General features: G+C 32.6%; 26 protein-coding genes. 17 read left to right on the top strand and 9 right to left on the bottom strand.

Annotated features, from left to right (window positions below; translation table 11 throughout):
- The first annotated feature begins 21 nt into the window (after positions 1-21).
- From serA to HA140_RS07585, 4 genes are all read left to right on the top strand, one after another.
- Positions 22-1,608 carry a phosphoglycerate dehydrogenase gene (serA, locus tag HA140_RS07600; protein ID WP_209040525.1) on the top strand — a complete coding sequence of 529 codons (1,587 nt, stop codon included), beginning with the start codon at positions 22-24 and terminating at the stop codon, positions 1,606-1,608.
- An 18-nt stretch (positions 1,609-1,626) separates the two neighbouring features.
- A complete protein-coding gene (gene prmA, locus HA140_RS07595) occupies positions 1,627-2,538 on the top strand; it encodes a 50S ribosomal protein L11 methyltransferase (protein ID WP_209040524.1) in 912 nt (303 codons plus the stop codon).
- A 134-nt stretch (positions 2,539-2,672) separates the two neighbouring features.
- Positions 2,673-2,972, top strand: coding sequence for a ferredoxin (locus tag HA140_RS07590; RefSeq protein WP_011376994.1), 300 nt, complete (start codon positions 2,673-2,675; stop codon positions 2,970-2,972).
- A 78-nt stretch (positions 2,973-3,050) separates the two neighbouring features.
- Positions 3,051-3,419 carry a hypothetical protein gene (locus HA140_RS07585; RefSeq protein ID WP_209040523.1) on the top strand — a complete coding sequence of 123 codons (369 nt, stop codon included), beginning with the start codon at positions 3,051-3,053 and terminating at the stop codon, positions 3,417-3,419.
- Positions 3,420-3,428: 9 nt separating this feature from the next.
- Here HA140_RS07585 and HA140_RS07580 read toward each other — a convergent pair whose 3' ends face one another.
- Both HA140_RS07580 and rnz read right to left on the bottom strand, forming a co-directional pair.
- Entirely contained in the window at positions 3,429-3,989 is a 561-nt protein-coding gene (locus HA140_RS07580) for a pentapeptide repeat-containing protein (protein ID WP_209040522.1), read from the bottom strand.
- A 74-nt stretch (positions 3,990-4,063) separates the two neighbouring features.
- Entirely contained in the window at positions 4,064-5,002 is a 939-nt protein-coding gene (gene rnz, locus HA140_RS07575; protein WP_209040521.1) for a ribonuclease Z, read from the bottom strand.
- An 88-nt stretch (positions 5,003-5,090) separates the two neighbouring features.
- Between rnz and HA140_RS07570 the strand changes: the two genes are divergently transcribed.
- Positions 5,091-6,266, top strand: coding sequence for a SpoIID/LytB domain-containing protein (locus HA140_RS07570; protein WP_209040520.1), 1,176 nt, complete (start codon positions 5,091-5,093; stop codon positions 6,264-6,266).
- Between the two features lie 3 nt (positions 6,267-6,269).
- Here the strand turns inward: HA140_RS07570 and truB are convergent, their stop codons facing one another.
- Positions 6,270-7,187, bottom strand: coding sequence for a tRNA pseudouridine(55) synthase TruB (truB, locus tag HA140_RS07565; RefSeq protein WP_209040519.1), 918 nt, complete (start codon positions 7,185-7,187; stop codon positions 6,270-6,272).
- A 142-nt stretch (positions 7,188-7,329) separates the two neighbouring features.
- Here truB and HA140_RS07560 point away from each other — a divergent pair, with 142 nt between their 5' ends.
- Entirely contained in the window at positions 7,330-8,004 is a 675-nt protein-coding gene (locus HA140_RS07560) for a class I SAM-dependent methyltransferase (RefSeq protein WP_209040518.1), read from the top strand.
- On the opposite strand, the gene rpmA is transcribed toward HA140_RS07560, so the two are convergent.
- Entirely contained in the window at positions 7,997-8,257 is a 261-nt protein-coding gene (gene rpmA / locus HA140_RS07555) for a 50S ribosomal protein L27 (protein ID WP_209040517.1), read from the bottom strand. The genes HA140_RS07560 and rpmA overlap by 8 nt on opposite strands.
- Before the next feature lie 9 nt (positions 8,258-8,266).
- Positions 8,267-8,707 (bottom strand): 50S ribosomal protein L21, encoded by a 441-nt coding sequence (rplU, locus tag HA140_RS07550; protein ID WP_209040516.1) that lies wholly within the window; start codon positions 8,705-8,707, stop codon positions 8,267-8,269.
- Between the two features lie 141 nt (positions 8,708-8,848).
- Between rplU and kaiB the strand changes: the two genes are divergently transcribed.
- Positions 8,849-9,166, top strand: coding sequence for a circadian clock protein KaiB (gene kaiB, locus HA140_RS07545; RefSeq protein WP_209040515.1), 318 nt, complete (start codon positions 8,849-8,851; stop codon positions 9,164-9,166).
- A 65-nt stretch (positions 9,167-9,231) separates the two neighbouring features.
- Positions 9,232-10,761: a circadian clock protein KaiC gene (gene kaiC / locus HA140_RS07540; protein ID WP_209040514.1), complete on the top strand. Its 1,530-nt coding sequence runs from the start codon at positions 9,232-9,234 to the stop codon at positions 10,759-10,761.
- Positions 10,762-10,766: 5 nt separating this feature from the next.
- Here kaiC and HA140_RS07535 read toward each other — a convergent pair whose 3' ends face one another.
- Together HA140_RS07535 and purD are read right to left on the bottom strand one after the other, a co-directional pair.
- Positions 10,767-12,824 (bottom strand): HAMP domain-containing sensor histidine kinase, encoded by a 2,058-nt coding sequence (locus tag HA140_RS07535; RefSeq protein ID WP_209040513.1) that lies wholly within the window; start codon positions 12,822-12,824, stop codon positions 10,767-10,769.
- Between the two features lie 4 nt (positions 12,825-12,828).
- Complete coding sequence (purD, locus tag HA140_RS07530; RefSeq protein WP_209040512.1) at positions 12,829-14,160, bottom strand: phosphoribosylamine--glycine ligase; 1,332 nt, start codon at positions 14,158-14,160, stop codon at positions 12,829-12,831.
- Positions 14,161-14,318: 158 nt separating this feature from the next.
- Between purD and purC the strand changes: the two genes are divergently transcribed.
- Genes purC through msrA form a run of 7 tightly spaced genes read left to right on the top strand, consistent with a single transcriptional unit; the run spans position 14,319 to position 21,182 of the window.
- Positions 14,319-15,047 carry a phosphoribosylaminoimidazolesuccinocarboxamide synthase gene (gene purC, locus HA140_RS07525; protein ID WP_209040511.1) on the top strand — a complete coding sequence of 243 codons (729 nt, stop codon included), beginning with the start codon at positions 14,319-14,321 and terminating at the stop codon, positions 15,045-15,047.
- A 45-nt stretch (positions 15,048-15,092) separates the two neighbouring features.
- Positions 15,093-17,228, top strand: a complete 2,136-nt coding sequence (locus HA140_RS07520; protein ID WP_209040510.1) for a BamA/TamA family outer membrane protein — start codon at positions 15,093-15,095, stop codon at positions 17,226-17,228.
- Positions 17,229-18,065 (top strand): UDP-3-O-acyl-N-acetylglucosamine deacetylase, encoded by an 837-nt coding sequence (gene lpxC, locus HA140_RS07515; RefSeq protein WP_209040509.1) that lies wholly within the window; start codon positions 17,229-17,231, stop codon positions 18,063-18,065.
- Positions 18,066-18,082: 17 nt separating this feature from the next.
- Positions 18,083-18,541, top strand: a complete 459-nt coding sequence (gene fabZ, locus HA140_RS07510) for a 3-hydroxyacyl-ACP dehydratase FabZ (protein WP_209040508.1) — start codon at positions 18,083-18,085, stop codon at positions 18,539-18,541.
- Positions 18,542-18,545: 4 nt separating this feature from the next.
- Complete coding sequence (gene lpxA, locus HA140_RS07505; protein WP_209040507.1) at positions 18,546-19,388, top strand: acyl-ACP--UDP-N-acetylglucosamine O-acyltransferase; 843 nt, start codon at positions 18,546-18,548, stop codon at positions 19,386-19,388.
- The gene (lpxB, locus tag HA140_RS07500; protein WP_209040506.1) at positions 19,385-20,563 is read left to right on the top strand and encodes a lipid-A-disaccharide synthase; all 1,179 of its coding nucleotides are present in this window, start codon (positions 19,385-19,387) and stop codon (positions 20,561-20,563) included. Before lpxA ends, lpxB begins: the two co-directional genes overlap by 4 nt.
- Positions 20,564-20,579: 16 nt before the next feature.
- Positions 20,580-21,182: a peptide-methionine (S)-S-oxide reductase MsrA gene (msrA, locus tag HA140_RS07495; protein ID WP_209040505.1), complete on the top strand. Its 603-nt coding sequence runs from the start codon at positions 20,580-20,582 to the stop codon at positions 21,180-21,182.
- A gap of 12 nt (positions 21,183-21,194) precedes the next feature.
- On the opposite strand, the gene HA140_RS07490 is transcribed toward msrA, so the two are convergent.
- Together HA140_RS07490 and HA140_RS07485 are read right to left on the bottom strand one after the other, a co-directional pair.
- Positions 21,195-22,667 carry a leucyl aminopeptidase gene (locus HA140_RS07490; RefSeq protein ID WP_209040504.1) on the bottom strand — a complete coding sequence of 491 codons (1,473 nt, stop codon included), beginning with the start codon at positions 22,665-22,667 and terminating at the stop codon, positions 21,195-21,197.
- A 24-nt stretch (positions 22,668-22,691) separates the two neighbouring features.
- Entirely contained in the window at positions 22,692-23,303 is a 612-nt protein-coding gene (locus HA140_RS07485) for a hypothetical protein (protein ID WP_209040503.1), read from the bottom strand.
- Positions 23,304-23,455: 152 nt separating this feature from the next.
- On the opposite strand from HA140_RS07485, the gene HA140_RS07480 reads away from it, so the two are divergent.
- Both HA140_RS07480 and tyrS read left to right on the top strand, forming a co-directional pair.
- Positions 23,456-23,779: a DUF1825 family protein gene (locus HA140_RS07480; RefSeq protein WP_209040502.1), complete on the top strand. Its 324-nt coding sequence runs from the start codon at positions 23,456-23,458 to the stop codon at positions 23,777-23,779.
- 19 nt (positions 23,780-23,798) lie between these two features.
- On the top strand, positions 23,799-25,037 hold the full coding sequence (gene tyrS, locus HA140_RS07475; RefSeq protein WP_209040501.1) for a tyrosine--tRNA ligase: 1,239 nt from the start codon (positions 23,799-23,801) through the stop codon (positions 25,035-25,037).
- Positions 25,038-25,040: the final 3 nt, after the last annotated feature.

The raw sequence follows: 25,040 nt of genomic DNA, 5'->3' as shown, positions 1-25,040 counted from the left end.
AGATTAAAGAACCAATCTTAAATGACAAAAGTTCTCATTACAGATCCAATTGATCAAACAGGAATAGATATTCTTTCACAAGTTGCTCAGGTTGATCAAAAGATAGGAATCTCAGACTCTGAGTTAGCTTCCATTATTAAAGATTATGATGCTTTAATGATTCGTTCTGGTACTCAAGTGACTGAAGAGATTATTAACTCTTCAAGTAAACTGAGAATTATTGGAAGAGCAGGAGTTGGAGTTGATAATGTAGATGTTAAGGCTGCTACGCAAAAAGGAGTTCTTGTTGTTAATTCTCCAGGGGGCAACACAATAGCTGCTGCTGAACATACTATAGCTATGATGTTGGCTTTATCTAGACATATTCCAATTGCTAATAGTAGTACTTTGTCAGGTAAATGGGAAAGAAAGAAATTTGTTGGTAATGAGCTTTATAAGAAAAAATTAGGTGTAGTAGGTTTAGGGAAAATTGGTGCTCATGTAGCGAAAGTTGCTAATGCATTAGGAATGGAAGTTTACGGATACGATCCCTTTGTATCAACTGAAAGGGCTCAACAAATACAAGTTAAACTATCTGAACTAGAGGATTTATTCAAACAATCTGATTATGTAACTTTGCATTTGCCTCGCACACCAGAGACAGAGAATTTAGTAAGCATGGAGGTTCTCAAAAGTATGAAAAGTAGCGCAAAATTAATTAATTGTGCTCGAGGAGGCTTAATTGACGAAGAAGCATTAGCAGAAGCTTTAAATAATTCACTGATAGGAGGAGCTGCAATAGATGTCTTTTCTAAAGAACCTTTGGAATCTAATTCACCACTTTTGAAGGTTGAAAAGAATCTTATTCTTACCCCTCACTTAGGAGCATCTACCCGAGAAGCACAAGAAAATGTAGCTGTTGATGTTGCAGAACAAATCAGAGACGTCTTGCTTGGTTTGTCTGCTAGAACTGCAGTAAATATTCCAGGTTTGAGTCCTGATATTATGGATAGCCTAAAACCTCATTTGCAGTTGGCTGAAACAATGGGTCTTCTTATAAGCCAGCTTTCAGGTGGTCAGATTCAAAAACTTGAAGTGAAGCTTCAAGGCGAATTTGTTCAACATCCTTCTCAGCCATTAATAATAGCTAGTCTAAAAGGCCTTCTAAGTAAAGCTTTGGGAGATAGGATCAATTATGTCAATGCATCTCTTGAAGCTGATTCCAGAGGCATTATAGTTGTCGAAAGTAAAGATGAGGCAAGACCAGAATTTGCTAGTGGTTCGCTTCAGTTAACTACTTTTGGGGATAATGGGAACCATAGCGTAGCAGGAAGTATTTTCGCTGATGGAGAATTAAGAATTATTAGTATTGATCAATACCCAGTTAACGTATCTCCAAGTAGATATATGTTGGTTACTAGGCACAGAGATATGCCTGGAATCATAGGCAAGCTGGGGTCTTTATTGGGTAGCAACAATGTAAATATTGCCTCAATGCAAGTAGGCCGGAAAATTGTCAGGGGGGAAGCTGTTATGGTTTTAAGTATTGATGATCCAATACCTACTAAGTTGCTTGATACCATTATTGAAGTTGATGGAATTACCAACGCTAATCCAGTGACATTATAAAGAGGCTTGCTCTATATAATGGCAATTAAAGATTGGTACAAAGTAACTTTTCTGATAGAAAGTGATTTAGAAGAAATTATTATTTGGCAATTAAATGAGCTGGGGATATTCAGTTTTTCGTTTGAATATTTAATTAAAAATGAAAGTAAAAAAGAGGTGAATATATGGCTTCCAATTGATGCTTGGGACGAGAGTTCTAGAATTGGTTTTGAAAAAATAATTAGCAAACTTCTAAACATTAATAATCAGCATAATCAATTTTTTGATTGGAATATCATTAAAGAGGAAGATTGGCTGAACAGCTGGAAGAAATATTGGTCGCCTGAACTAGTAGGAAATAATTTTTTAATACTTCCTTGTTGGATAAATCTAGATGAAAAATTTAAAGACAAACAAATCATAAAAATTGATCCTGGAGCAGCCTTTGGCACAGGAAGTCACCCTTCGACTTATCTTTGCTTGGAAAAAATGGAGAATATTTCATTTTCAGATAAAAAGGTATTAGATATTGGTAGTGGTAGTGGGATTTTGAGTGTTGCTGCAAGATTGCTTGGCGCCAAAGAGGTTTGTGCAGTGGATAATGATTATTTAGCTATAAATTCAACTAACTCTAATTTTCAATTAAATTTTGGTAATTCAAACAACTTAAATACATATTTGGGATCTTTTAATGAGTTAATCTTACAAAATCAACTAAAACAATTTGATTTTGTTTTATGCAATATTCTTGCTGAAGTAATAAAAGAAATGATTCCAAATATTTATAATTGCTTGAGAAACGATGGGGAAGTCATTTTTAGTGGAATTCTTAATTCACAAAAAGATGAAATTATCAAAATTTTAATTCAGAATGACTTGAAATTATTGGGTGTATCAACTAGAAAAGATTGGGCATGCATTTCAGCGCAAAAAGCGAGCGGCCCAATCTAAGTATAAGTTTTTCTTATAGATACGCTTTAATACATTTTATTGTGTCATTTTTTACTTCAAAATCTCACATAACGTCCTAATCGATGTTAAAAATGTATTTGATAGGTATTAATTACCAACAATTTTTTATTTAAATGGCTTCTTACAAAGTTACACTCATCAGCGAAGGTGAAGGTCTCAATTCAACTATTGAAGTACCTGATGACCAGTACATCCTCGATGCGGCTGAGGAACAAGGTATTGATCTCCCTTACTCCTGCAGAGCTGGAGCATGTTCAACATGTGCAGGAAAAGTTACTTCAGGTAGTGTTGATCAATCAGATCAAAGTTTCTTGGATGATGACCAACTAGAAGCTGGTTTTGTTCTTACATGTGTTGCTTATCCAACATCTGATGTAACAATTACAACTCATGCTGAGGAAGAATTGTATTAATTTTAAAAAATTAACTTTTCTAAGTTGATTATTCATTATTTCTCTGCCACCCTCTAAAAAGGTGGCTTTTTTTTGTAAATGAATAAATTTGAATTTTTCAAGACTGGCAGTGTTCAATCAAGTTATGGAGGTCAGTATAGTTATAAAGTAATTGGACCTTGTTGCAGACTATATGATAGGGAAGAGTTGCCTTGGCCCTGTTCAAGGCTTGCTTGGAGAAGTAAGGAACCTAGCTGGAGAAGAATAGGTTCTAGGTTCGTTGCTGATATGGCTTCAAGAAAATGTCCATCTTACTCAGTACAGATTTTGGAGCCCGGATCAAAACCTGTTGAGACAGTTATAACTCTTTTTTCAAAGAAATTTTCTTCTGATATACAAGAATGGTGGTATAGCAAAAAACCAGGCTCAAAAGAGCCTGGTAATACGTTCCCTTCTGAAGTTAGTTAGCTCAAGATATTATGCTTTTGGCTTTGGAGGCATGTAACCTTTTAACCCGGTGCACTCAAGACTATCAATTGTATTAACCCCAGTTTGTGAGTTAGTTCCACTAGCTCTTTCGCATAATGATTTTCTTTGAGAAAGATCAAGATTTGCATCAGTAAAGTCTGCTCCATCTATAATTGCTCCATCAAAAACACTTTTCATTAGCTCACCATTGGTAAGATTTGCATCCGTAAAATCAGCATTATCAAAGCGTGTTGCATATGCAATGAGGTCAGTCATATTAGCTCCCTTAAAGCTAGAGTTTTTTGCAGTTGTAACGCTCATATATGCCCCCTGAAGATTAGCTTCCCCTAAATCTTGATTAGATAAATCATATTTAACATATTCAGTATTATGAAGGTCTGCACCGTGAAGATCATCTTTTAGTACGTCAACTGATGAAGGATCACTAGGATAGAGTGCGTTTGCAGAGATTGGATTAATAAGTAAACCAATAATTAATGGAAGAAAAATAAATAGTCTTTTTAAAGACTTATGTAGTGATGAAAACATAGAAACCATTTCGATCAACATCAATATAGAAAACCTAAGACTATTATTCCATGGGTTGGTCGTTTACGACCCTTCTGCTCACGAACTGTTGCAGTTTATTTTATTTCTGCCGTTAGAAAATCTTTTGCAAGCTGAGTATTTGGAAAAACTTTTTGAGCTTCTTTAAGCAAATCGCTTGGAGTTATTGGATTTTTATTAGTGTATCTTGGACTTAAATGAGTAATAATTAATTTTTTTGTATTAGATAATAATGCCGTTTTGGCAGCCATGATTGTTGTGGAATGTAATTTTTCGTAGGCCATGCTCTCATCCTCCTCTGAAAAAGTCGATTCATGTACAAGTAAATCGGCATTTTTCGATAATGAAACAGCTGATTCGCTGAAGACTGTATCTGTGCAATAAACAAAACTTTTACCCTCTCTCGGGGGTCCACAGAATTCTTTTCCATCAAATGTCCTGCCATCTGCTAAAACAACTTTTTTACCTTGTTGCAGTTCTGAATAAATTGGTCCAGGCGCTATCTTTAGGGACTGTGCTTTTTTGATATCAAATATTCCTGGCTTTTCTTTTTCACTCACTCGATAACCATAAGCGGGTATTTTATGTTTAAGGCAGGCGCAATTAACTTTTATTTGATTGTTTTCAAATAAAATTCTATTCTTTGATGCAAAATTTTCAACTTCCACAAAATGCAATGGGAACGACAATTTGCAAAAACTGCTTTTAAGTGCAGAATTTATAAAGCTTCGCAACTCTAAAGGACCGTAAATTTCAATACCCTTACTATTCCCTGATAAACCCAAGGTAGCCAAAAGTCCAGGCAAACCATAAATATGATCTCCATGCATATGTGTTATGAATATTTTCTTGATTTGTGAAGATTTAATATTGCTTTTCATTATTTGATGTTGCGTGCCCTCTCCACAATCAAAAAGCCAAACTTCTGATGACTGTGATAATTTAAGTGCTAGTGAAGAAACATTTCTTGTTAAAGATGGTACTCCTGAACTTGTTCCTAAAAAGGTGATATTCACTTATTTATGATATTTTTATTTTTATATCTGGATTAAATCTAGACTTTTAGTCAAACTTAGGCAAATTCAGTATTTGTTTTTAAACAAAGTGATACTTAAATTTAAAAATAAATGTAGTAAGTTTTGCCTGATTAGTATTTTATTTATTTGTGTTTATCAGAGTGAGAGAGCTTTTGCATCCAGAGAGCCAATAATCAGAGTTTTAATATCAAAAAATAAGAATTTAAGGATTAGATCAGACAGATCAATTCCTTTAACAATAGAGGGAAAATTTTTTTCAAATAAAAAAATAAAAGGCTTAACTCTGAAAAATGAGGAAAATAGAAAAATTTTATATTTTGATAAAAATAAACAAAAAAAATATGACTTAAAAAGTAATCAACAATTTCAAGTTAGATCTTCTGATGGAAGAGGTATATGGGTAGGTCAGAAGAGATTTTCTGGTAAGCTTAATCTCTTTGTTCTTGATTCTGAAATATTGGTAGTGAATGTTTTAGGAATCGAGAAATACCTAAGTAGTGTAGTTGGTTCAGAGATGCCAACAAAATGGCCTATTGAAGCATTAAAAGCGCAAGCAATTGCATCTAGAACTTATGCTTTAAAGCAAAAGGGAAATAATTTATTTGATATAGATTCAACCCAGAAGAATCAAGTCTATAACGGCTTGGAGTCAAGAACTTATAAAACTATCAGAGCCGTTAAAAGTACAAGATCTTTAGTTTTGACGTATAAAAATAAATTAATTAATGCTTTGTTTCATAGCAGCTCAGGTGGAATTACAGAAAATAGTCAAGATGTATGGAAAAACAAATATCCATATTTATCAAGTGTTAAAGATTTTGATAAAAATAATCCAAAATTTAGATGGCAAAAAAAATTTTCGAGTAGTGAATTAACAAATTTATTTCCTAAGATTGGAGGGTTAAGAAATATAGAGATTCTAGATATTACTAGTACGGGGAGGGTGAAAAATGTAAAACTTATTGGGGCTTATGGTTCTGAGCAAATGTCTGGAGTAGTTTTAAGAAAAAGATTAGGGCTCAATAGTAATTTTGTGAGATTTAAATTTTTTGAGGAAGAATTAAACAATAAATTTCCCAGAAAAAATGGTTTGATAGTTTTTGGACATGGATCAGGCCATGGAGTAGGCATGAGTCAATGGGGTGCTAAATATCTGGCTTCTAGAGGCATAAAAGCTGAAAGAATATTAAAGTATTTTTATAGGGGTGTGCAGATTAAACCTTTTAGAAAAGATTACCTCTAGAGGTTATCTAGCATTAAGAACTAATTTTGGATTTATATTAGATTGATCTGCATTCAAGAAGCCTATCCCAAGAAGTGTTTGTTTTTTATCTATTACTTTTATGGGTTTTTTATAGTCAAAAGATTTGCTTTCCTCAAAGTAATTAATATCAACTTTAATAGCTCGTCCTGTTTGCCAAAAATTGATTTGTTCTGCATTACTTAAGACAAATGTTGAAATATGATTAAGAGCAGAAATTGTTGGAATAATAAAATTTTTCGAGGTTTTTTTTCCTTTTTCGATATCAGATATTTTTATCGATTTTTGTTCATCAAAGCCACAAGCAGAAATTCTTTTTAATTGTAAAAGGCAACCTTCAGAATTAAGAACTTCTCCTATATCTCTTGCAATTGCTCTAATATATGTACCTGCTGAACATTTGATTTTTATTTCTATGATTCCGTTTATTTTGTCCCATTTCATTAAAATAAGTTCGTCTATTTTTACTTCTCTTGGTGACAATTCAAAAATTTCATTCCTGAAAGATTTTTTATAAGCTCTCTCACCATTAACGTGAACACTAGATACTTTCGGCGGAATTTGTTTAATAATTCCTCTAAATCTATTTAAACATTGATCTAATTTCTCATCACTGATTTTAGGCCAACTTTTTTGATTAATTATTTCTCCGTGAATATCGTCAGTGTTAGTTCTTATCCCTAATTTAATTTGCCCTATATAAGTTTTACCCTGAGGTAGATATTGAATAAATCTTGTAGCACTGCCTATCGCAATCGGTAATGTCCCAATAACTTCTGGGTCAAGAGTACCTGTGTGACCGACCTTTTTTGTATTAAGTAACTTTCTTATTTGTTTGACGCAATCATGCGAGGTCAAGCCTTTATCTTTATTAATTACTAAGAATCCATCTTTAGTTTCCATTTTTAATATTAAGAATACTTTGAGAAAGATTTATAACCATTCTATGATTTTGTTATCTGAAATTTAGAGTAAGAAATTGAAAAACAATAATTTAATTTTAAAAGAGTTTTTAAACAATGCTTTTAATTTGAAATCACATTTAATGGAATACTTATCTATTAGAGAATGTGATTTAGATGGATTCCTTGCAAATGCAAAGATGAATTTGGCAAATTCACATCCTGGGGATGCTTTGAATGATGTTTCGGATTTTTATACTGAGATTGTTGGAGATAGGCACATAGCTGATTTAGCTGCTTGGCACATAACAAGCAAGGACTATATCGCAGATACTTTAAGACTTCAGCAGAGATTTTCAAGAGACTTAATTTTAGATTTCGGAGGAGGGATTGGAACGCATGCCTTAGCTAATGCTATGTCATCAAAAGTTGAACATGTTTTTTTTGTAGATATTAATGAAGCAAATAGAAACTTTGTTGAGTACAGGGCTAAGGAATTAGGAGTCGAAAAAAAACTTACTTTTTGCAAGACAATAAAAGATACAAAAATTTCGAAATTTGATACCATAGTTTGTCTTGATGTTTTGGAACATCTTGCCGAACCAGCTTCTCAAATTGAGATCTTTAATCAATTTATGGATTCTAACTCTATTGCTTTATTTAATTGGTATTTTTATAAAGGAGAAAAGAATGAATATCCTTTCCATATTGACGATACTCAAGTTGTTGAAAGTTTTTTTAAGACTCTTCAATCAATGTTTTTGGAAGTTTTTCATCCTATTCTTATTACTACAAGAGCTTATAAGAAAATTAAATAACTATATTAACTCTTTTTCTATTTTTTAAATTTCGTTTAATGCTTTCGAAACTTACGGTTCCTTCTTTTAGTGCAAAAAGAGTGTCATCTTTACCTTTGCCTACATTGATTCCTGGCAAAAATGATGTACCTCTTTGGCGAATTAAAATTGATCCAGCAGATACCTTTTCTCCGCCATAAGCTTTTACACCCAGTCTTTTGGAATTTGAATCCCTACCGTTTCTTGTGGAACCTGTACCTTTTTTATGTGCCATTAGAGATGATTAGTTTGCAGTTTTTTCTGATTTTGGTTTAGTTTCCTTTTTAACTGTATCCTTTTTTGAAGAGGACTTAGGAGCACTTTTACCTGTTGATATTGATTTTACCATAACTCTTGTAAGTTCTTGTCTATGTCCCATCTTTCTTCTTGTCTTTTTTTTTGGACGCATCTTATATACAAGAATTTTCTTATCTCTTTTATGTGAGACTACTTCTAATTCAATTTTTGCATCTTTAACGTAAGGTTTTCCAATTGAGATAGAATCATTTTCCTTCAAAAGTAAAACTTTTTCTAGCGTTATCTTGTCTTTTTCTTTTGCATTTAACCTGTCGATGTCATAGTATCTGTCAACCTCGAACCAAAATTGTTGACCTGAAGTTTCTGCTATTGCATACAACTCTTTTTTTTTGGAAGAATTGCTTGAGGAGTTTTTAGAGTTAGTCATAAAGTGTAGACGCCATTAGGCTCAAATTTGTAATTTGATTAAGCCAGATAAGCGATCATAATTGTTTATTTATTTTCTTATTTTATAGTGTAATAAGTCAAGGGTTTTAAATCTTTAGAAATCAATTTGGGGAGCTTGAAGATGGCAGCAAGAAAAACATATATTTTGAAACTCTATGTTGCTGGAAATACTCCTAATTCAATGAGAGCGTTAAATACTTTAAGAGAAATATTAGAGAATGAATTCAAAGGAGTTTATGCCTTGAAAGTTATCGATGTACTTAAGCAACCACAACTTGCAGAAGAAGATAAGATTTTGGCTACGCCAACTTTAGCTAAAATATTACCTCCACCTGTAAGAAAAATAATTGGTGATCTCTCTGATAGAGAAAAAGTTTTAATCGGCTTAGATCTTCTTTTTGATGAATTAAAGGAAAGTGAATATAGTGGAGATAGATAATAATCATAGAAAAACTTTTATGAAAAAGGTGATTTAAACTTTTTTCGATTAATTCTTCTACAACTATGAAAGATAAGAAATTAAGTAAGTCAAATAAAATGCAGGTACAAAAACTGCCTACTGGGATAGAGGGATTTGATGATGTTTGCAGGGGTGGATTACCTGTATCTCGAAGTACACTTGTTAGTGGGACATCAGGGACTGGTAAAACTGTTTTTTCCCTTCAATATTTACATCATGGAATTTGTAATTTTGATGAGCCTGGGATCTTCGTCACCTTTGAGGAGTCGCCTTTAGATATCATTAGAAATGCTGCAAGTTTTGGCTGGGATTTACAAGAATTAATTGATCAAAATAAGTTATTTATATTGGATGCCTCTCCTGATCCTGATGGTCAGGATGTTGCTGGTAATTTTGACTTGTCCGGTCTTATTGAGAGAATAAGTTATGCAATAAGAAAATATAAAGCTAAAAGAGTTGCGATAGATTCAATAACTGCCGTTTTTCAACAGTATGATGCCATTTACGTAGTTAGAAGAGAAATATTTCGACTAATAGCAAGATTAAAAGAAATAGGTGTAACAACAGTTATGACAACTGAAAGAGTTGATGATTACGGACCGATTGCAAGATATGGTGTAGAAGAATTTGTATCTGATAATGTTGTCTTATTAAGGAATGTTCTTGAATCGGAAAAGAGAAGAAGAACTCTAGAAGTTTTGAAGTTAAGGGGCACTGTACATATGAAAGGAGAATATCCATTTACTATGGGGATGGATGGTATCAGTGTATTTGCCCTTGGTGCAATGAGATTAACTCAGAGATCCTCAAATATTAGGATTAGCTCTGGAGTCAAAGATCTTGATGAAATGTGTGGGGGAGGATATTTTCAAGATTCCATCATCCTTGCTACTGGAGCTACCGGTACAGGCAAGACAATGCTTGTATCTAAATTTGTTGAAGATGCTTATAACAATAGTGAGAGAGCAATACTTTTTGCATATGAAGAATCTAGAGCGCAATTGCTTAGGAATGCGACTAGTTGGGGAATAGATTTTGAAAAAATGGAAAGTGATGGGTTATTAAAAATTATTTGTGCATATCCTGAATCAACTGGTTTAGAAGATCATTTGCAAATCATAAAAACCCAAATTAATCAATTTAAACCAAAAAGGATGGCAATTGATTCTCTTTCTGCATTAGCTAGAGGTGTAAGTTTGAATGCATTTAGACAATTTGTAATAGCAGTAACTGGTTATACAAAACAGGAGGAGATAGCAGGCTTTTTTACTAATACTGCAGAAGAATTTATGGGAAGCCATTCTATAACTGATTCTCACATCTCAACAATCACCGATACCATATTATTGCTTCAATATGTGGAAATAAAAGGAGAAATGGCTAGAGCTTTAAATGTATTTAAAATGCGTGGGTCATGGCACGATAAACGAATAAGAGAATTTATTATTACTAATAGAGGCCCAGAAATAAAAGATTCTTTTTCTAATTTTGAACAAATATTTAGTGGTGCTCCTCACAGAGTAATGCCTGACCAAAATGTTCAAAATGTTTTTAAAGGAATAGAAAATAATTAGAAATTTTAACTAATTTCGGCTCCTGAAAAAGAATCTGAATTATTAATAGATTTTGTCAATAATTCATCTTTGTCAGATTGTGCTAAGGATAAATCAAACCAGAAGGTTGTTCCTACTCCCAACTCACTCGCCATACGGATGTTCCCACCATGTTTTTCAATTATTCCTCGCACTATAGACAAACCTAAGCCCGTTCCTTGCTCAGTATGAACTGCATTCTCTACCCTATAAAAACGATCAAATATTTTCTCTTGATCGGCCTGAGATATCCCTGAGCCTGTATCAGCAATCTCAATTCTTACTTTTGGTAATGGTGATACTAACTCACATTGAGGGGCCTCATCGTTCTTGCTAGTTGGAGGGAAAGCAGGACAGGAATCTGGCCAAGTATAAGCTCTTATGATAAGAGTGCTGTTTTTTGGACTAAATTTCAATCCATTACCAAGCAAATTATCAAAAACTTGTAAAAGTAAATCAAAATTTCCAAGAATAGAGGGAATATTCTCTTCTATGTCATGTGCTAGTGAAACATTTTTTTCTGTAGCATTTAGTCTATAATTTCTGAGAGTTTGTTCTATTGCTGTTTTTACATCCATTTGCTCTAATTGGATTATTTTTCCGGACTCTAATCTTGATAAATCCAATACGTCATTTACAAGTCTTGTTAACCTATCAGTCTCTGAATTTGCAATACCAAGAAATTCGATTTGTTCTTCATCAGTAAGCTGATCTTTCAAATCATGTAAAGTCTCTACATAACTTTTGATGTTAAAAAGTGGTGTTCTTAATTCGTGGGAAACATTACTGATAAATCTATTTTGTGCTGCGTTGAGTTCTACTTCTCTAGTTAAATCTTGTATTGTTACTGCAATACCTTTTAATTCGATTTTGTTTGTATCTAAAACAGATTGCAAGACAATTCTTAAAGTTCTGGCTGGTTCTCCTAAGCTGAATCTTAAATCATCCTTCTCTTTTTCTCTGTTTAAAATGGATTCTATATTGGTATGTAAGTCGTTAGACAAAATTTCGGGGATTTCATTTAAAAAATGTTTACCCTCTAAGAATCTTCCTTCCCAACGAAATAATCTTTTTGCTGTCGGATTAGTAAGTACAATTTTACCTCTTGAGTCCAATAATATTGCACCATCAGCCATAGTTGCTATTAAAGATTGTTGCTTTATTTGAGCGGCTTTAAGTTCTTCAATATTTGCCTCGTCATAATTTTCTAACTGAGTAGCCATTCGGTTGAATCCATTTAGTAGTTCTCCAAGATCTCCTGTCATAGGTAAAGAAATTCTGGATTTAAAGTTTCCTTTCGAAATTTCTCTTACACCTCTTACTAACTCCCTTACAGGCCTTGTTATTGTCAGAGCATTGAATACAGCTCCAAGTATTACTAAAACCCAAATAGAAATAAAAACAGCTATGGTAACTTCTCTTGTGAGCGCAGCACTGGCTAATGCTTTTTTATTGGGGGTAACTCCTAAAGCTAAAGTCCCAAGGTATTTACCTTTCCACAACATCGGGACAAATACATCTGTAACTTGCCCTTGAGGTGTTGCATGCTGTCTAACTAAAGGGAATTGCGGTCTTTTTTTTAATTCTGATGGTAATTTTAGTCTTCTAGTTAGTTGGTATTGATTATCTGAACTTGTTGGGGTTGCACTAATGGGGATACCAAGTTGAACTATATCCTCGGCATCCGTAAAAAATATATAACGTAAATTTCGACTTGATCTCCAAAACTTTTCAGCTACATTTGAAATTTCTTTTTTTTGGTTATTAGCAACTAATTCAGTCACATTCCCAGATAACAACAAGCCAAGATCGCGAGCGTATCTTGTATCGTTCATTCCTGCATCTCTTTGAATACTATTTAGTGCAAAAAAGGTTATTCCTGTCATTAGGAGACTTACAACGAGAGTGGCTATGGCCAACAATTTTGTTCTTAAACTAAACCCACTCCACCAATTAAGAAGTCTATTGATCCAATAGTTATTATTAATATCTCCATTCTCACTTCTCATATATTCAGGACTTTCTATATTATTGGGATCTACCACAGACTTAATTCTCCTTACAAAAGTTTTTTCTCACTTGATGACCTATGTCATTTCTGAAGTAAATGCCTTCAAAATTTATTTCTTTTAAATTTTTGTATATTTTTTCAAAAGCCAAATCAAAATTTTTATCTTGACAGACAATACTCAAGACTCTACCCCCATTAGTTATTAATTCGCCATTTTTATTAAAAGAAGTTCCTGAGTCGAAAATTTGACAATTATTTGTGTCAAATTTTCCTAAATCAATTGGGAAGCCTGTTTTATATTCGTGAGGGTAACCTTTTGAGGTGGCAATAACACAACCACTCACGTTTTCAGACGCAGCAATTTTTTCATCACCAATTAAATTTCCCATCGCACATTTTTCTAGAAGAAATACGAAATTTTGATCCATCAGAGACATTATTGTTTGGCATTCTGGATCACCAAATCTACAGTTATATTCTATAACTTTTGGCCCAGATTTCGTGATCATCAATCCAAAATAAATTACCCCTTTATAGTCAATATTTTTCTTATTTAATTCATCTATTGTGGGTTCAATTATCTCTTGGACGATTGTTTCAAGGTAATCTTTTGTTAAAAGTGGAGCTGGAGAATATGCTCCCATCCCTCCTGTATTTGGACCTTTATCTTTTTCATTAAGACGTTTGTGATCTTGTGCGGTTGGAAGTAATATGTATCTCTCTCCATCGCATAGAGCAAAAACTGAAACTTCTGGACCTTCAATTTTTTCTTCTAAAACTACTACATTCCCAGAGTCACCAAACTTACCATGAAAGATTGACTCTGCAGCTCTAACACATTCATCTTTTGAATCAGGAATAAAAACACCTTTACCTGAAGCCAAACCATCCGCCTTGACTACAAGTGGAATTGATGATGAATTTATAATTTTTTTCGCTTCGTCTGCAGAATTAACTTTCCAAAAGTTTGCAGTTGGGATATTTGCGTCTTGCATAAATTCCTTTGCCCAAGATTTGCTATATTCTAATTTTGCTCCATCTTTTCCAGGACCAAAAACTTTAAAGTGTTTTTTGCGAAGAAAATCAGCTAATCCATTCGCTAAAGGTATCTCTGGACCTATTACAATTAAATCTATTTTTAAAGAATCAATTCTTTCGACTAAATAATCAAAATTGTTTATGTCAATTTTTAATCTTTCACATTTATTTATCCTTTCTGATCCAGCATTTCCTGGGATGATATAAACTTTTTTAACTAATTCATTTTTTTGAATTGCCCAAGCCAAAGAATTTTCTCTTCCACCGCTTCCAATGATTAAAACATTTTCTAATCTACTTAAGCTATTAGAACTTGTTAAGTTAATACTCATAAAAAAATGCTTTTTGGAGGCTACTAGGTTTCGATGAGCAATCAGCTAGAATAAAATAAACAACTTGATAAGTTGATCTCTAAGTAAATATGTTAATTACTCTAATAAATATGTTAATTAAAAATTGTACTTTTAGTAGTCAAATGAGGTCTTAATTTATGAATAATAAATATGAATTGATTTATGAAGGCAAAGCAAAAAAAGTATTTTCTCATGATGATGCAGATAAAGTAATAATTGAATTTAAAGATGATGCTACAGCCTTTAATGCTTTAAAAAAAGCTAAATTCAAAGGAAAGGGCAAATTGAATTGCCTAATAAGTGCAAAAATTTTTGAACTTCTTTTAAATAACAATATTCCATGTCACTTTCTTGAACTTAAAAATGAAAATACAATGATTGCACAAAAAATAAAAGTAATTCCATTAGAAATAGTCTTGAGAAATACTGCATATGGTTCTTTATGTAAACAAACTACTATTGAATCAGGCACTGACTTGGGAAAACCTTTAATTGATCTTTATCTTAAAAATGATGAACTTAATGATCCACTTATTACAAAAGATAGAATTGAATTAATGAACATTTTAAGTACTAAAGATTTAAATTATATTTTAGATTTAACTTTAAGGATTAATGAAATCCTGAAAGGTTTTTTTAAAAATATTCAGCTTAAACTTATAGATTTCAAGTTGGAGTTTGGTTATGATTTTAAAAATAATATTCTACTTGGAGATGAAATAAGTCCTGATAATTGTAGATTGTGGGATCTCAATCAGAAAAATGATACAATTGTAAGCCTAGACAAAGACATTTTTAGAAATGATTTAGGTGGACTAATTGAAGCTTATAGTGAAATTAACCGAAGAATAAATGATTTCATTTAACTAAATTAATGAATAATGTTTTATTTATTTTAATCAAAAAATCTCATGCAAAAACATTTTTTTAAATTTAAAAAGATCTTCACAAATATTGCTTGTTATCCCTTGATTTTTATATCCAATAATTTAGAATTATCTGCTAAGTTTTTGCCAAATAAAGTTGAGGATTCGATTACAACTCTAGAAATAAATAATATTAAAAGTGGTTCATTTCAAAAGTTTAATATCCAGAGAGAGAAAAATATATTTATTGCAGAAAATGAAAAAAAGAATATTGATCAAACAAGAGTTCTTATTTCAGAAATAATTATCGAAGGTTGGGAAAATCATCCAGAGGGCAGAAAACTCGAATTGGCTGCATATGATTCCATGAGTATAAAACCAGGAAGTATTGTTAGTAATCAAATTTTAAATGAAGACCTCAATGCCATATATGCAAGTGGTTGGTTTTCAGGAGTTAAAATAAAGTCTCAAGAGGGGCCATTAGGAGTCAGACTAATAGTAAAAGTAGTGCCTAACCCAATTTTGAAGAAAGTTGAACTCAATCCAATAAATTCTGTTTTCTCTAGTTCGTATGTAGATGATATTTTTAATAATCTATATGGAAAAACTCTTAACCTAAATCAATTACAAAATAAGATAGAAATAATAAAAAAACGTTATGAAGAAAAAGGTTATTCTTTAGCTAGGATAAATGGCCCAGATAGAATATCTGAAAATGGGATTGTAATATTAAATGTTTCTGAAGGTGTCATATCTGATATTGAGTTTAGATTCCTTGGATCTGATGGTGAATCTATTATCGATGGAAAACCTAAAAAAGGGAAAACAAAAGACTGGGTCATTAAAAGAGAGTTAAAAACACAACCGGGCACTATATTTAACAGGAAAATTTTAGAAGCAGATATTAAAAGACTATATGCCACATCACTTTTTGATGATGTCAAGGTATCTCTTGGTCCAGACAATTTAAATCCTGGTCAAGTTAAAATTTTCTTAGATTTGAGTGAGCAAAGAACAGGATCATTAACAGGTGGCCTTGGATATAGCACTAGCTCTGGAATCTTTGCAACAATTGGATTGCAGGAGACGAATGCACTTGGTAGAGCATGGTCTACAAATCTCAATCTAAATTTTGGAGAATATTCAACAACCTACAATTTTTCTTTATACGATCCATGGATCAAAGGTGATAAGCATAAGACCTCTTTTAGAACAAATGTTTTCTTAAGTAGAGATTATCCGCAAGAATTTAGAAGTGAATTGAATGGGAAAATTTATGGCGTTGCTGATAACACAGAATCTAATAGCGCCGATTCTCTTTCATCAATAATCTTGCAAAAAACTGGAGGCGGATTTTCTTTCTCAAGGCCTCTTAATGGTGGAGATCCATTTAAGGTGGCTAAATGGAGAGTTCTAACAGGTATGAATTTTAAGAAAGTAGAGATGATAGACAGTAGTGGTAACAAAAAACCTTATGGTGATTTGACGCCAACTTCTGGGAATATAAGCGAGATCATTTGTATTGGATTCACCCCAAAAGATGGTTCATGTCCTGTGGAAAATACTTTAGTAAGTGTTGTCGCAAGCGCATCTAGAAATAATTTAAATAATTCTTCAAACCCTACTTCAGGAAATAAATTAACCTTGGGTACAGAACAGTTTTTTTCAGTAGGGGAAAGTTCTCCAACTTTCAATAGAATGAAAGCCACATATTCATATTTCATACCAACAAAATTGATAAATTTTACCAAAGCGTGTAAATCTGGTGATGCTGCTGCAGATTGTCCACAAACTATAGGTTTTCAATTAAAGGCTGGAACTATTATTGGAGAATTGCCTCCATATGAAGCATTTTGTATGGGTGGAACATCATCTGTAAGGGGCTGGGGATCTTGTGACTTGGCGGTTAGTAGAAGTTTTGTTGAGGGTACAGCAGAATATAGATTCCCTATTTGGAGAATGATATCAGGAGCTTTATTTGCTGATGCAGGAAGTCATTTATACTCTCAAGATGATGTCCCAGGAAAACCCGGTACATTATTGCGTAAATCGGGTTCTGGTTACTCATTAGGTGGGGGAGTTGGAGTAAAAACCCCTGTTGGTCCAATAAGATTAGATATAGCCAGTAAAAACCTAAGTGGAGATTGGAGATATACACTTGGAGTTGGATGGAAGTTTTAAGTGTTTTCTTGGCCAACTAATTATGATTCTTGTTATACCCTATCTGGCGTTATTTCCAGAGAAGGTATAGGCCTTCATAGTGGCGAAAAGACGAGAGTTACAATTTCTTCTTATGAAAAGGAAGGATATTTTGTTTCTTTTAAGGACAAGCCTGGAGAGATTTTCAAGTTAACTCAAGATTTAATTGGCTCTACGATGCTTTGCACTGCAGTTAAATTAGGTGGTCGAAATTTATATACTATTGAACATCTATTATCTGCAATGGCTGGTTGTGGTTTAAGTTATATACATATTGAGGTTGATGGCAAAGAGATCCCCCTTTTAGATGGGTCGGCAATAGGGTGGGTTAGAGCTTTTGAAGAAGCAGGGATCAAAAAGGTGCTCAAACCAGATAATTTTTTTCGGGAGATTAATAAATCAATTATTTTAAATAAAGAAGACTCAGTTATAGCAGCGACTCCTTCAAAAAAAACTACAATCATCTCCACCATAAGTTTTTCGTATAAAGCAATTGGAAATCAGACTTTTGTAATTGATTTAAATCCAAAAAGTTTCGTTGAAATGATTGCTCCTGCAAGAACGTTTGGCTTTAAGGATCAATTTCAGGAATTAAGTGAACTTGGATTAATAAAAGGAGGGAGTTTGGAAAATGCCCTTGTTTGTGATGGAGATAAATGGGTTAATCCACCATTAAGATTTGATAATGAACCAATAAGACATAAAATTTTAGACCTAATTGGGGACTTGGCTTTGGTAGGGTTACCTAAGGCACAAATTTTAGTTTATAAAGGATCACATTCTTTAAATGCTTTATTGGCCTCAACCCTAGAAAATTAACTTTACTCTTAATTGTTTTGGAAAAGAAATTATCCAATGAAAATAATCAACTCTCATCAGAGAAAATACTAGGTTTATTACCTCACAGATATCCTTTTGCTCTTGTGGATAAAGTCATAGAACATATCCCCGGTGAAAGGGCAGTAGCAGTAAAAAATGTAACTATAAATGAGCCTCAATTTCAAGGACATTTTCCTGCAAGGCCCTTGATGCCAGGAGTTCTTATTGTCGAATCAATGGCTCAAGTTGGTGGAATTATAGTAACACAAATGCCTGATCTCCCTAAAGGACTCTTTGTTTTTGCGGGAATCAACAATGTAAAATTTAGAAAACCTGTTGTACCTGGAGATCAATTGATAATTACTTGTGAATTACTTAGTATTAAAAGACAAAGATTTGGGAAGGTTAAAGGCGAAGCCCACGTAGATGGAAAGTTGGTTTGTGCTGGAGAATTAATGTTCTCATTAGTTGATTAGTAATATGGAGAATAAAAATACTGAATTAAATGCAAACTTAAGTGGTGCAAAAATACACCCAAACGCTTTTGTTGACCATAATGCCAAATTAGATGAGGGGGTTATTATCTCTCAAGGAGCTATTATCGGTCCTAATGTAACAATTGGGAAAGGTAGCGAAATAGGACCGAATGCTGTAATTATGGGAAAAACTAAAATTGGTGATAACAACAAAATTTTCCCAAATGTTTTTATAGGTCTGGATCCCCAAGATCTTAAATATAATGGAGCTTCTACGGAAGTAATTATTGGTGATAATAATATTTTTAGAGAATGCGTAACTATTAATAAGGCAACTGATGAAGGAGAAAAAACTATTATTGGCAATAATAATTTGTTAATGGCATACACTCACATAGGCCATAATTGTGTACTTGGAAATAGGATTGTTTTATCAAATGGAGTTCAAGTTGCAGGTCATGTAAAGATTGAAGATAAAGCTATTATTGGCGGCTGTTTAGGTATTCATCAATTTGTACATATTGGATATTTAGCAATGGTTGGAGGAATGACTAGAGTAGATAGAGACGTACCTCCTTTTTGTTTAGCAGAAGGACATCCAGGCAGATTGAGAGGTTTGAATAGGATCGGAATAAAAAGAAGTGGGTTGATGGAAAATAAGGATTTTGATTTTAAACTTTTGCAAAGTACATGGAATTTACTTTTTAAATCCAATAATGTAATTTCTGATGCATTGGATATTGCAATAAGAGGAAAATTAGATCTTTCTTCAAAAAAATTATGTGATTTTTTAAAAGATTCAATAACAAGAGAAAGACGTGGTCCCATGCCCCTAATAAATGAATGAATAAAAAGATATTTATTAGTACTGGAGAAGTATCTGGAGATTTGCACGGAAGTTTATTATCAAAAGCATTATTAAATGAAGCTAAAAAAAAATCTATAGATTTAGAAATTTGCGGATTAGGTGGTGAAAGGATGAAGAAAGAAGGCGTAAAAATTCTTCAAGATACTACATCTATTAGTGCAATAGGAATTTGGGAGGCTTTACCTCTTATTCTGCCAACAATAAGAATTCAAAAAAGATTATATAAATTTTTAAATAAATATCCTCCAGATTGCTTAATTTTGATTGACTATATGGGCCCCAATATAAAAATTGGAACTAAATTAAAAAAATCAAAGACTAAAATTCCAATTTTCTACTATATTGCTCCTCAAGAATGGGCCTGGAGAGTTGGAAATAACACTACTACAAATTTAATAAATTTTTCTGATAAAATTTTTGCGATTTTCAAGAAAGAGGCTGCATTCTATAAAAAGAGGGGCGGAAATGTTTTATGGGTTGGACATCCAATGATTGATTTAACAAAAAAACTTCCTCTTAAGAAAGATGCCCGAACCATTCTAAGCCTTCGCCCAGATGAAAATATTCTACTTTTGATGCCCGCATCAAGACCTCAAGAATTGAATTATATTTTACCTACTTTTATGCTGGCGGCTAGAAAGTTACAACAAAGATATCCGAATTTAGTTGTTTACATACCTTCCTGTAGAAAAGTTTTTGATGAAAGATTCAAAAAGGCCTTCAGAAAATATCAAGTTAAAGGACAAGTTATTTCTCAAAAAGATAACTCAAGATTAAAGCCTTATATTTATTCGCTTACAAAAATCGCCCTTTGTAAATCAGGTACAGTTAATATGGAGTTAGCTTTATATGGAATACCTCAGATTGTTGGTTACAGAGTAAGTAGGATAACTGCTTTTATTGCTAAAAAAATTCTCAATTTCAAATTAAGATTTATTTCTCCTGTAAATTTGTTAGTTAATAAATTGATAATCCCTGAATTTGTACAAAAAGAGTTTGACGAAAAGAAGATCTTTGATAAATCTTGTAGGATTCTTGAAGGGCAATCAGAAAAAATAAAAATTAAGAAAGGTTATGCTTTTTTAAAAAAAGAACTAGGTGAAGAGGGTGTAGTACAAAGAGCTGCTGAAGAGATTATTAATTCTATTATTTGAACTTTATAATAAATAAATGAAATATTTTTTACCTTTAATAATTGCTCTTTCAATATTTATTAACCCTGTAAACGCTTTTGCAGAGGAATTGATCCTTGCAGGAGGTTGTTTTTGGTGTTTAGAACATGATTTAGAGTCATTAAATGGGATAAATTTTGTACAAAGCGGCTATTCAGGAGGGGATTTAAAAAATCCTACCTACGAAAATCATGAAGGACATCAGGAAGTGGTTTTGGTGGACTATGATTCCCAATTGGTAACTTTACCCGAAATACTTAGGGTTTATTTAAGAAATATTGATCCTTTGGATGCCAAGGGTCAATTTTGTGATCGTGGAGATTCTTATAGGCCAGTGATCTTTTTCAAAGATCAAAATGAGGAAAGTATTGCAAAAAATGCAATTGTTTCGGCCTCTAATGAGTTGCAAGTACCATTAGAAAAAATATCTGTAGAACTAAAATCAAAAGGTCAATTTTGGTTGGCTGAAGAATATCATCAGGATTTTGCCGAAAGAAATGAACTAAAATATAAGTTTTACAGATACTCATGTGGTAGAGATCAGAGGTTGGATAAATTATGGGGGGATAACGCTAGATCAACAAATCTTTGGATTGAATGATTTTAAATATAGTTATTTATTTTTAATCCATTGAATAAGGGTTTTAACTCCGAAACCGGTTGCACCTGATGGATTTATCCCCTTATGCTTATCAGTCCAACAAGTCCCAGCAATATCAATATGAGCCCATTTAATCTCTTTATCAAAGAATTCCTCTAGAAACAAAGCTGCAGTTATTGATCCACCTGCTCTAGGGCCTGTATTTTTCATATCAGCTATATGAGACTTTAACCCTTCTTTATAAGATTTTTGTAAAGGCATTTGCCATAATTCTTCTCCAGCCTGGGCTGATGCAGTTTTTAGATCATTTGCTAGAGCATCATTATTGCTCCAGAATCCAGCTACATCATTCCCTAATGCAACAACAATAGCTCCTGTTAAAGTGGCAAGATCTATTATTGAGTCTGGCTTTAAATTGGATGCATAAGTTAAAGCATCAGCTAATGTGAGTCTACCCTCTGCATCAGTGTTATTTATTTCAATTGTCTTACCATTAGATGCCTTAACTACATCTCCAGGATGTACTGCAGATCCATTTATCATGTTTTCGCAAGCTGCCACAATAAAGTGTATTTCAAGTCCCTTTGGTTTTATTGCTCCAAGTGCTTTGGCTGCACCTAAAACTGCAGCGCTTCCGCCCATATCATATTTCATCATTTCAATTTGAGAGGCTCCTACTTTCAGATTGTATCCTCCAGAATCAAAAGTTAAGCCCTTCCCAACAAGCGCAATCTTTTCTTTTATAGGCCCATTTGATTTCAAAGTAAGATGTATAAATTTAGGATCTAGATCAGAACCTTTTGCTACTGCTAAATATGCACCCATTCCTAAATCTTCACAATCTTTTGCCTCTAAAATTTTTACTTCCAAACCATGATCTTTGGCAATTTCAGAAGCTTGAATAGACATTTCCTTTGGCGTAAGACTGTTTGGAGGGGCGGCTACAAGTCTTCTGGCTAGTTCTACACCTTCACATATTTTTTCTGTCTCTTCAAAGCTAATATTCTCAAATTTAGTTAAATTCAGAAACTCTATTTCTTTAAGAACTTTCTCTTCATTTTTTTTCATGTTGAATCTATTGTCCTTATAAGCAGATAATCTGGCTGACTCAGCTAATTGATTTATTTCTAGTTTTGAATTTATTAACTCCCAAGGTAGCAAGAGGCTGATTTTTTCATTTTTATCAACAGTTTTCCTAATTAGATTTCCTATGGATTTTTCAATATCACTTTTTTTAAGATCTTTAGATTTGCCAAAACCAACTATGATTAAAGTTTCTAATTTTTGATCTAAAAATTCAAAGCTTAGAGTTTTTCCTTTTTCTCCTTTGAATTTTTTTTGAGTAACTTTTTTTAGTAATAATTTTGGGTCAACAACAAATTTTATGTTTTCAAATTGGCTTTCAATTTCTTCCTCTAAAACTCCAAAAATTAATGAAGTACCTTGCCAGTTATCTAGATTTTTTTGGAATTTTGAAAATTGCATTTGTAAAATGGATTTAATTAACTTTTAGTTGTTTGTGAAAGTAGTTACCCACCTATCTCGGGTCTCTTTATTAAAAGGGGGTAACCATAAATATATCAGTTGCTGTTCTAATTTACGTCTTAATTTTACTTGTTTAGGTACATCTAAGAAGAAACGAATATCTTGGTGACTTGAAAGGTTGTTATGGGCTAGGGCTTCTTTATAGTTCATGAGGTAATTTTTACAGTCATGTTCTCCCTTCCATCTTTTATTTGCCAAGTTTGTTTCTCCTATATAAAGGATTATTTTAGAACTCTCCATCGAGTCAATTACAAAATACATTGCTGGACCATTGTGAATATCTTGATTGGTTCTCCAAAAATTCAATGATAATGGTTGCAGGGAAAACGGATCAATTTTTATTTCATTGGAAATTGCATTTATAGGAAGACTTGTTTGGTGCAAAGTTTTATTGTGTGCATCTTTTGAAATTTTAAATTGATGATCTTGGATTCTATTTCTCCATTCAATTAGGATTTCGCCTTTGATTTTTAGATATTTTGAGTGTTGAAAATTAATTGATGTATTTACATTTGAACCAAATAACTCAAATTGTCTATTTTGATTTGAAATATTATTTACGTTAAAGTTTTCCAAAAACTATAGATCATGTGTTTTAAATTTAATTCCGAATAAATATAAATCAGAGAATTATTCATAAACTAAAATTTTATTAATGTTCTAATCAATTCAAAAGATTCTTGTTATCTTGTAATTGAGTCTTAATCTTGCGAAGTAAAAAAATAGAAATGGGATTTTTTGAGTCAGACATTGTACAAGAAGAAGCTAAAAAGCTTTTTACTGATTACCAAGACCTCATGAAGCTTGGTTCTGATTATGGCAAATTTGATAGAGAGGGTAAAAAAATGTTTATAAAAAAAATGGAATCTCTTATGGATCGTTATAAGGTTTTTATGAAGAGATTCGAATTATCTGAAGATTTTCAAGCAAAAATGACAGTAGAGCAATTAAAGACGCAGTTAAACCAGTTTGGGATTACTCCAGATCAGATGTTTGATCAGATGAATAAAACCTTAATAAGAATGAAGGATGAACTTGATAAAACCTCTTGAATTTAACGGTTAAAGCTTTATGACAGATAATTTATTATTGCCATCATGGCTCTCAAGAGGAATAGAAGAATATTTCCCAATTAAGGGAACAGATCAAACTTTTTCAGAGATAATTGATCATGCGAAAAAAAATAATAAAAAATTAAGGGTTAAACTTGGAATCGATCCAACTGGAACTGATATTCATCTTGGGCATAGCATATTGTTCAAAAAACTTAGGGCATTCCAAGATAATGGACATATAGCAGTTTTAATTATTGGAGATTTTACTGCTCAAATAGGAGACCCAACTGGAAAAAACAAAACAAGAGTGCAGTTATCGGAAAAACAAGTTAAGGAAAATGCAAAAACATATTTAACGCAACTTGGAATGGGTAAACCAGCTAATGAATCTATTTTAGATTTTGATTCAAAAGATAGAATAGAAATTAGATATAACAGTGAATGGTTAAAAGGATTAGATCTTAATTCGATAATTGAATTAATGGGGAGTGCGACAGTTAGTCAAATGTTAGCTAAGGAGGAATTTAATAAAAGGTACTCTTCACAAGTCCCAATTGCTTTGCATGAATTCTTATATCCACTATTACAAGGTTACGATTCGGTGATTGTTCAATCAGATATTGAGCTTGGAGGTACAGATCAGAAATTTAATATTGCAATAGGAAGAGACCTTCAAAGGCATTTTAAACAAGAACCTCAGTTTGGTATTCTATTGCCAATTTTGACAGGTTTAGATGGAATTAAGAAGATGAGTAAATCTGAATTTAACACCGTCGGATTGACTGATGATCCTCTTTCAATGTATTCAAAATTAGAAAAAGTACCCGATAATATAATACCTACCTATTTTGAGTTGCTTACTGAATTAGATTTAAGTTTTCTTGGAAACTCAAATCCTCGTGAATTACAGAGAAGAATGGCTTTAGAAGTTACTACTTTATTCCATGGGTTTGATGAAGCTTTAAAAGCGCAAACTAACTGCGAAAAATTATTTCTTGGACAAAAAGAAAAAGTTGGAGAAATTCCTGAGATTTCATTAAAAGAAATAGTTTTTCCAGTTAAGTTTTTTTACTTACTAAGTGCTCTAAAACTTTTTAAATCAAGCAGTGAATCCAAAAGATCGATTAAAGGTGGGGGCGTTAAAATTGATAGTCAGAAAGTAATAAATCCTGATTTAGTTTTTGAATCAAAAAATGAATTGGAAGGGAAAATTTTGCAAATTGGAAAAAAAATAATTAAAAGGTTTGAAAACTAAAAA

The sequence above is a fragment of the Prochlorococcus marinus CUG1417 genome (genome assembly GCF_017695975.1).
GTDB lineage: Bacteria > Cyanobacteriota > Cyanobacteriia > PCC-6307 > Cyanobiaceae > Prochlorococcus_A > Prochlorococcus_A marinus_AG.
Note: the sequence above shows the minus strand (reverse complement) of the source record. Positions and strands in the feature narration are given on the sequence as shown.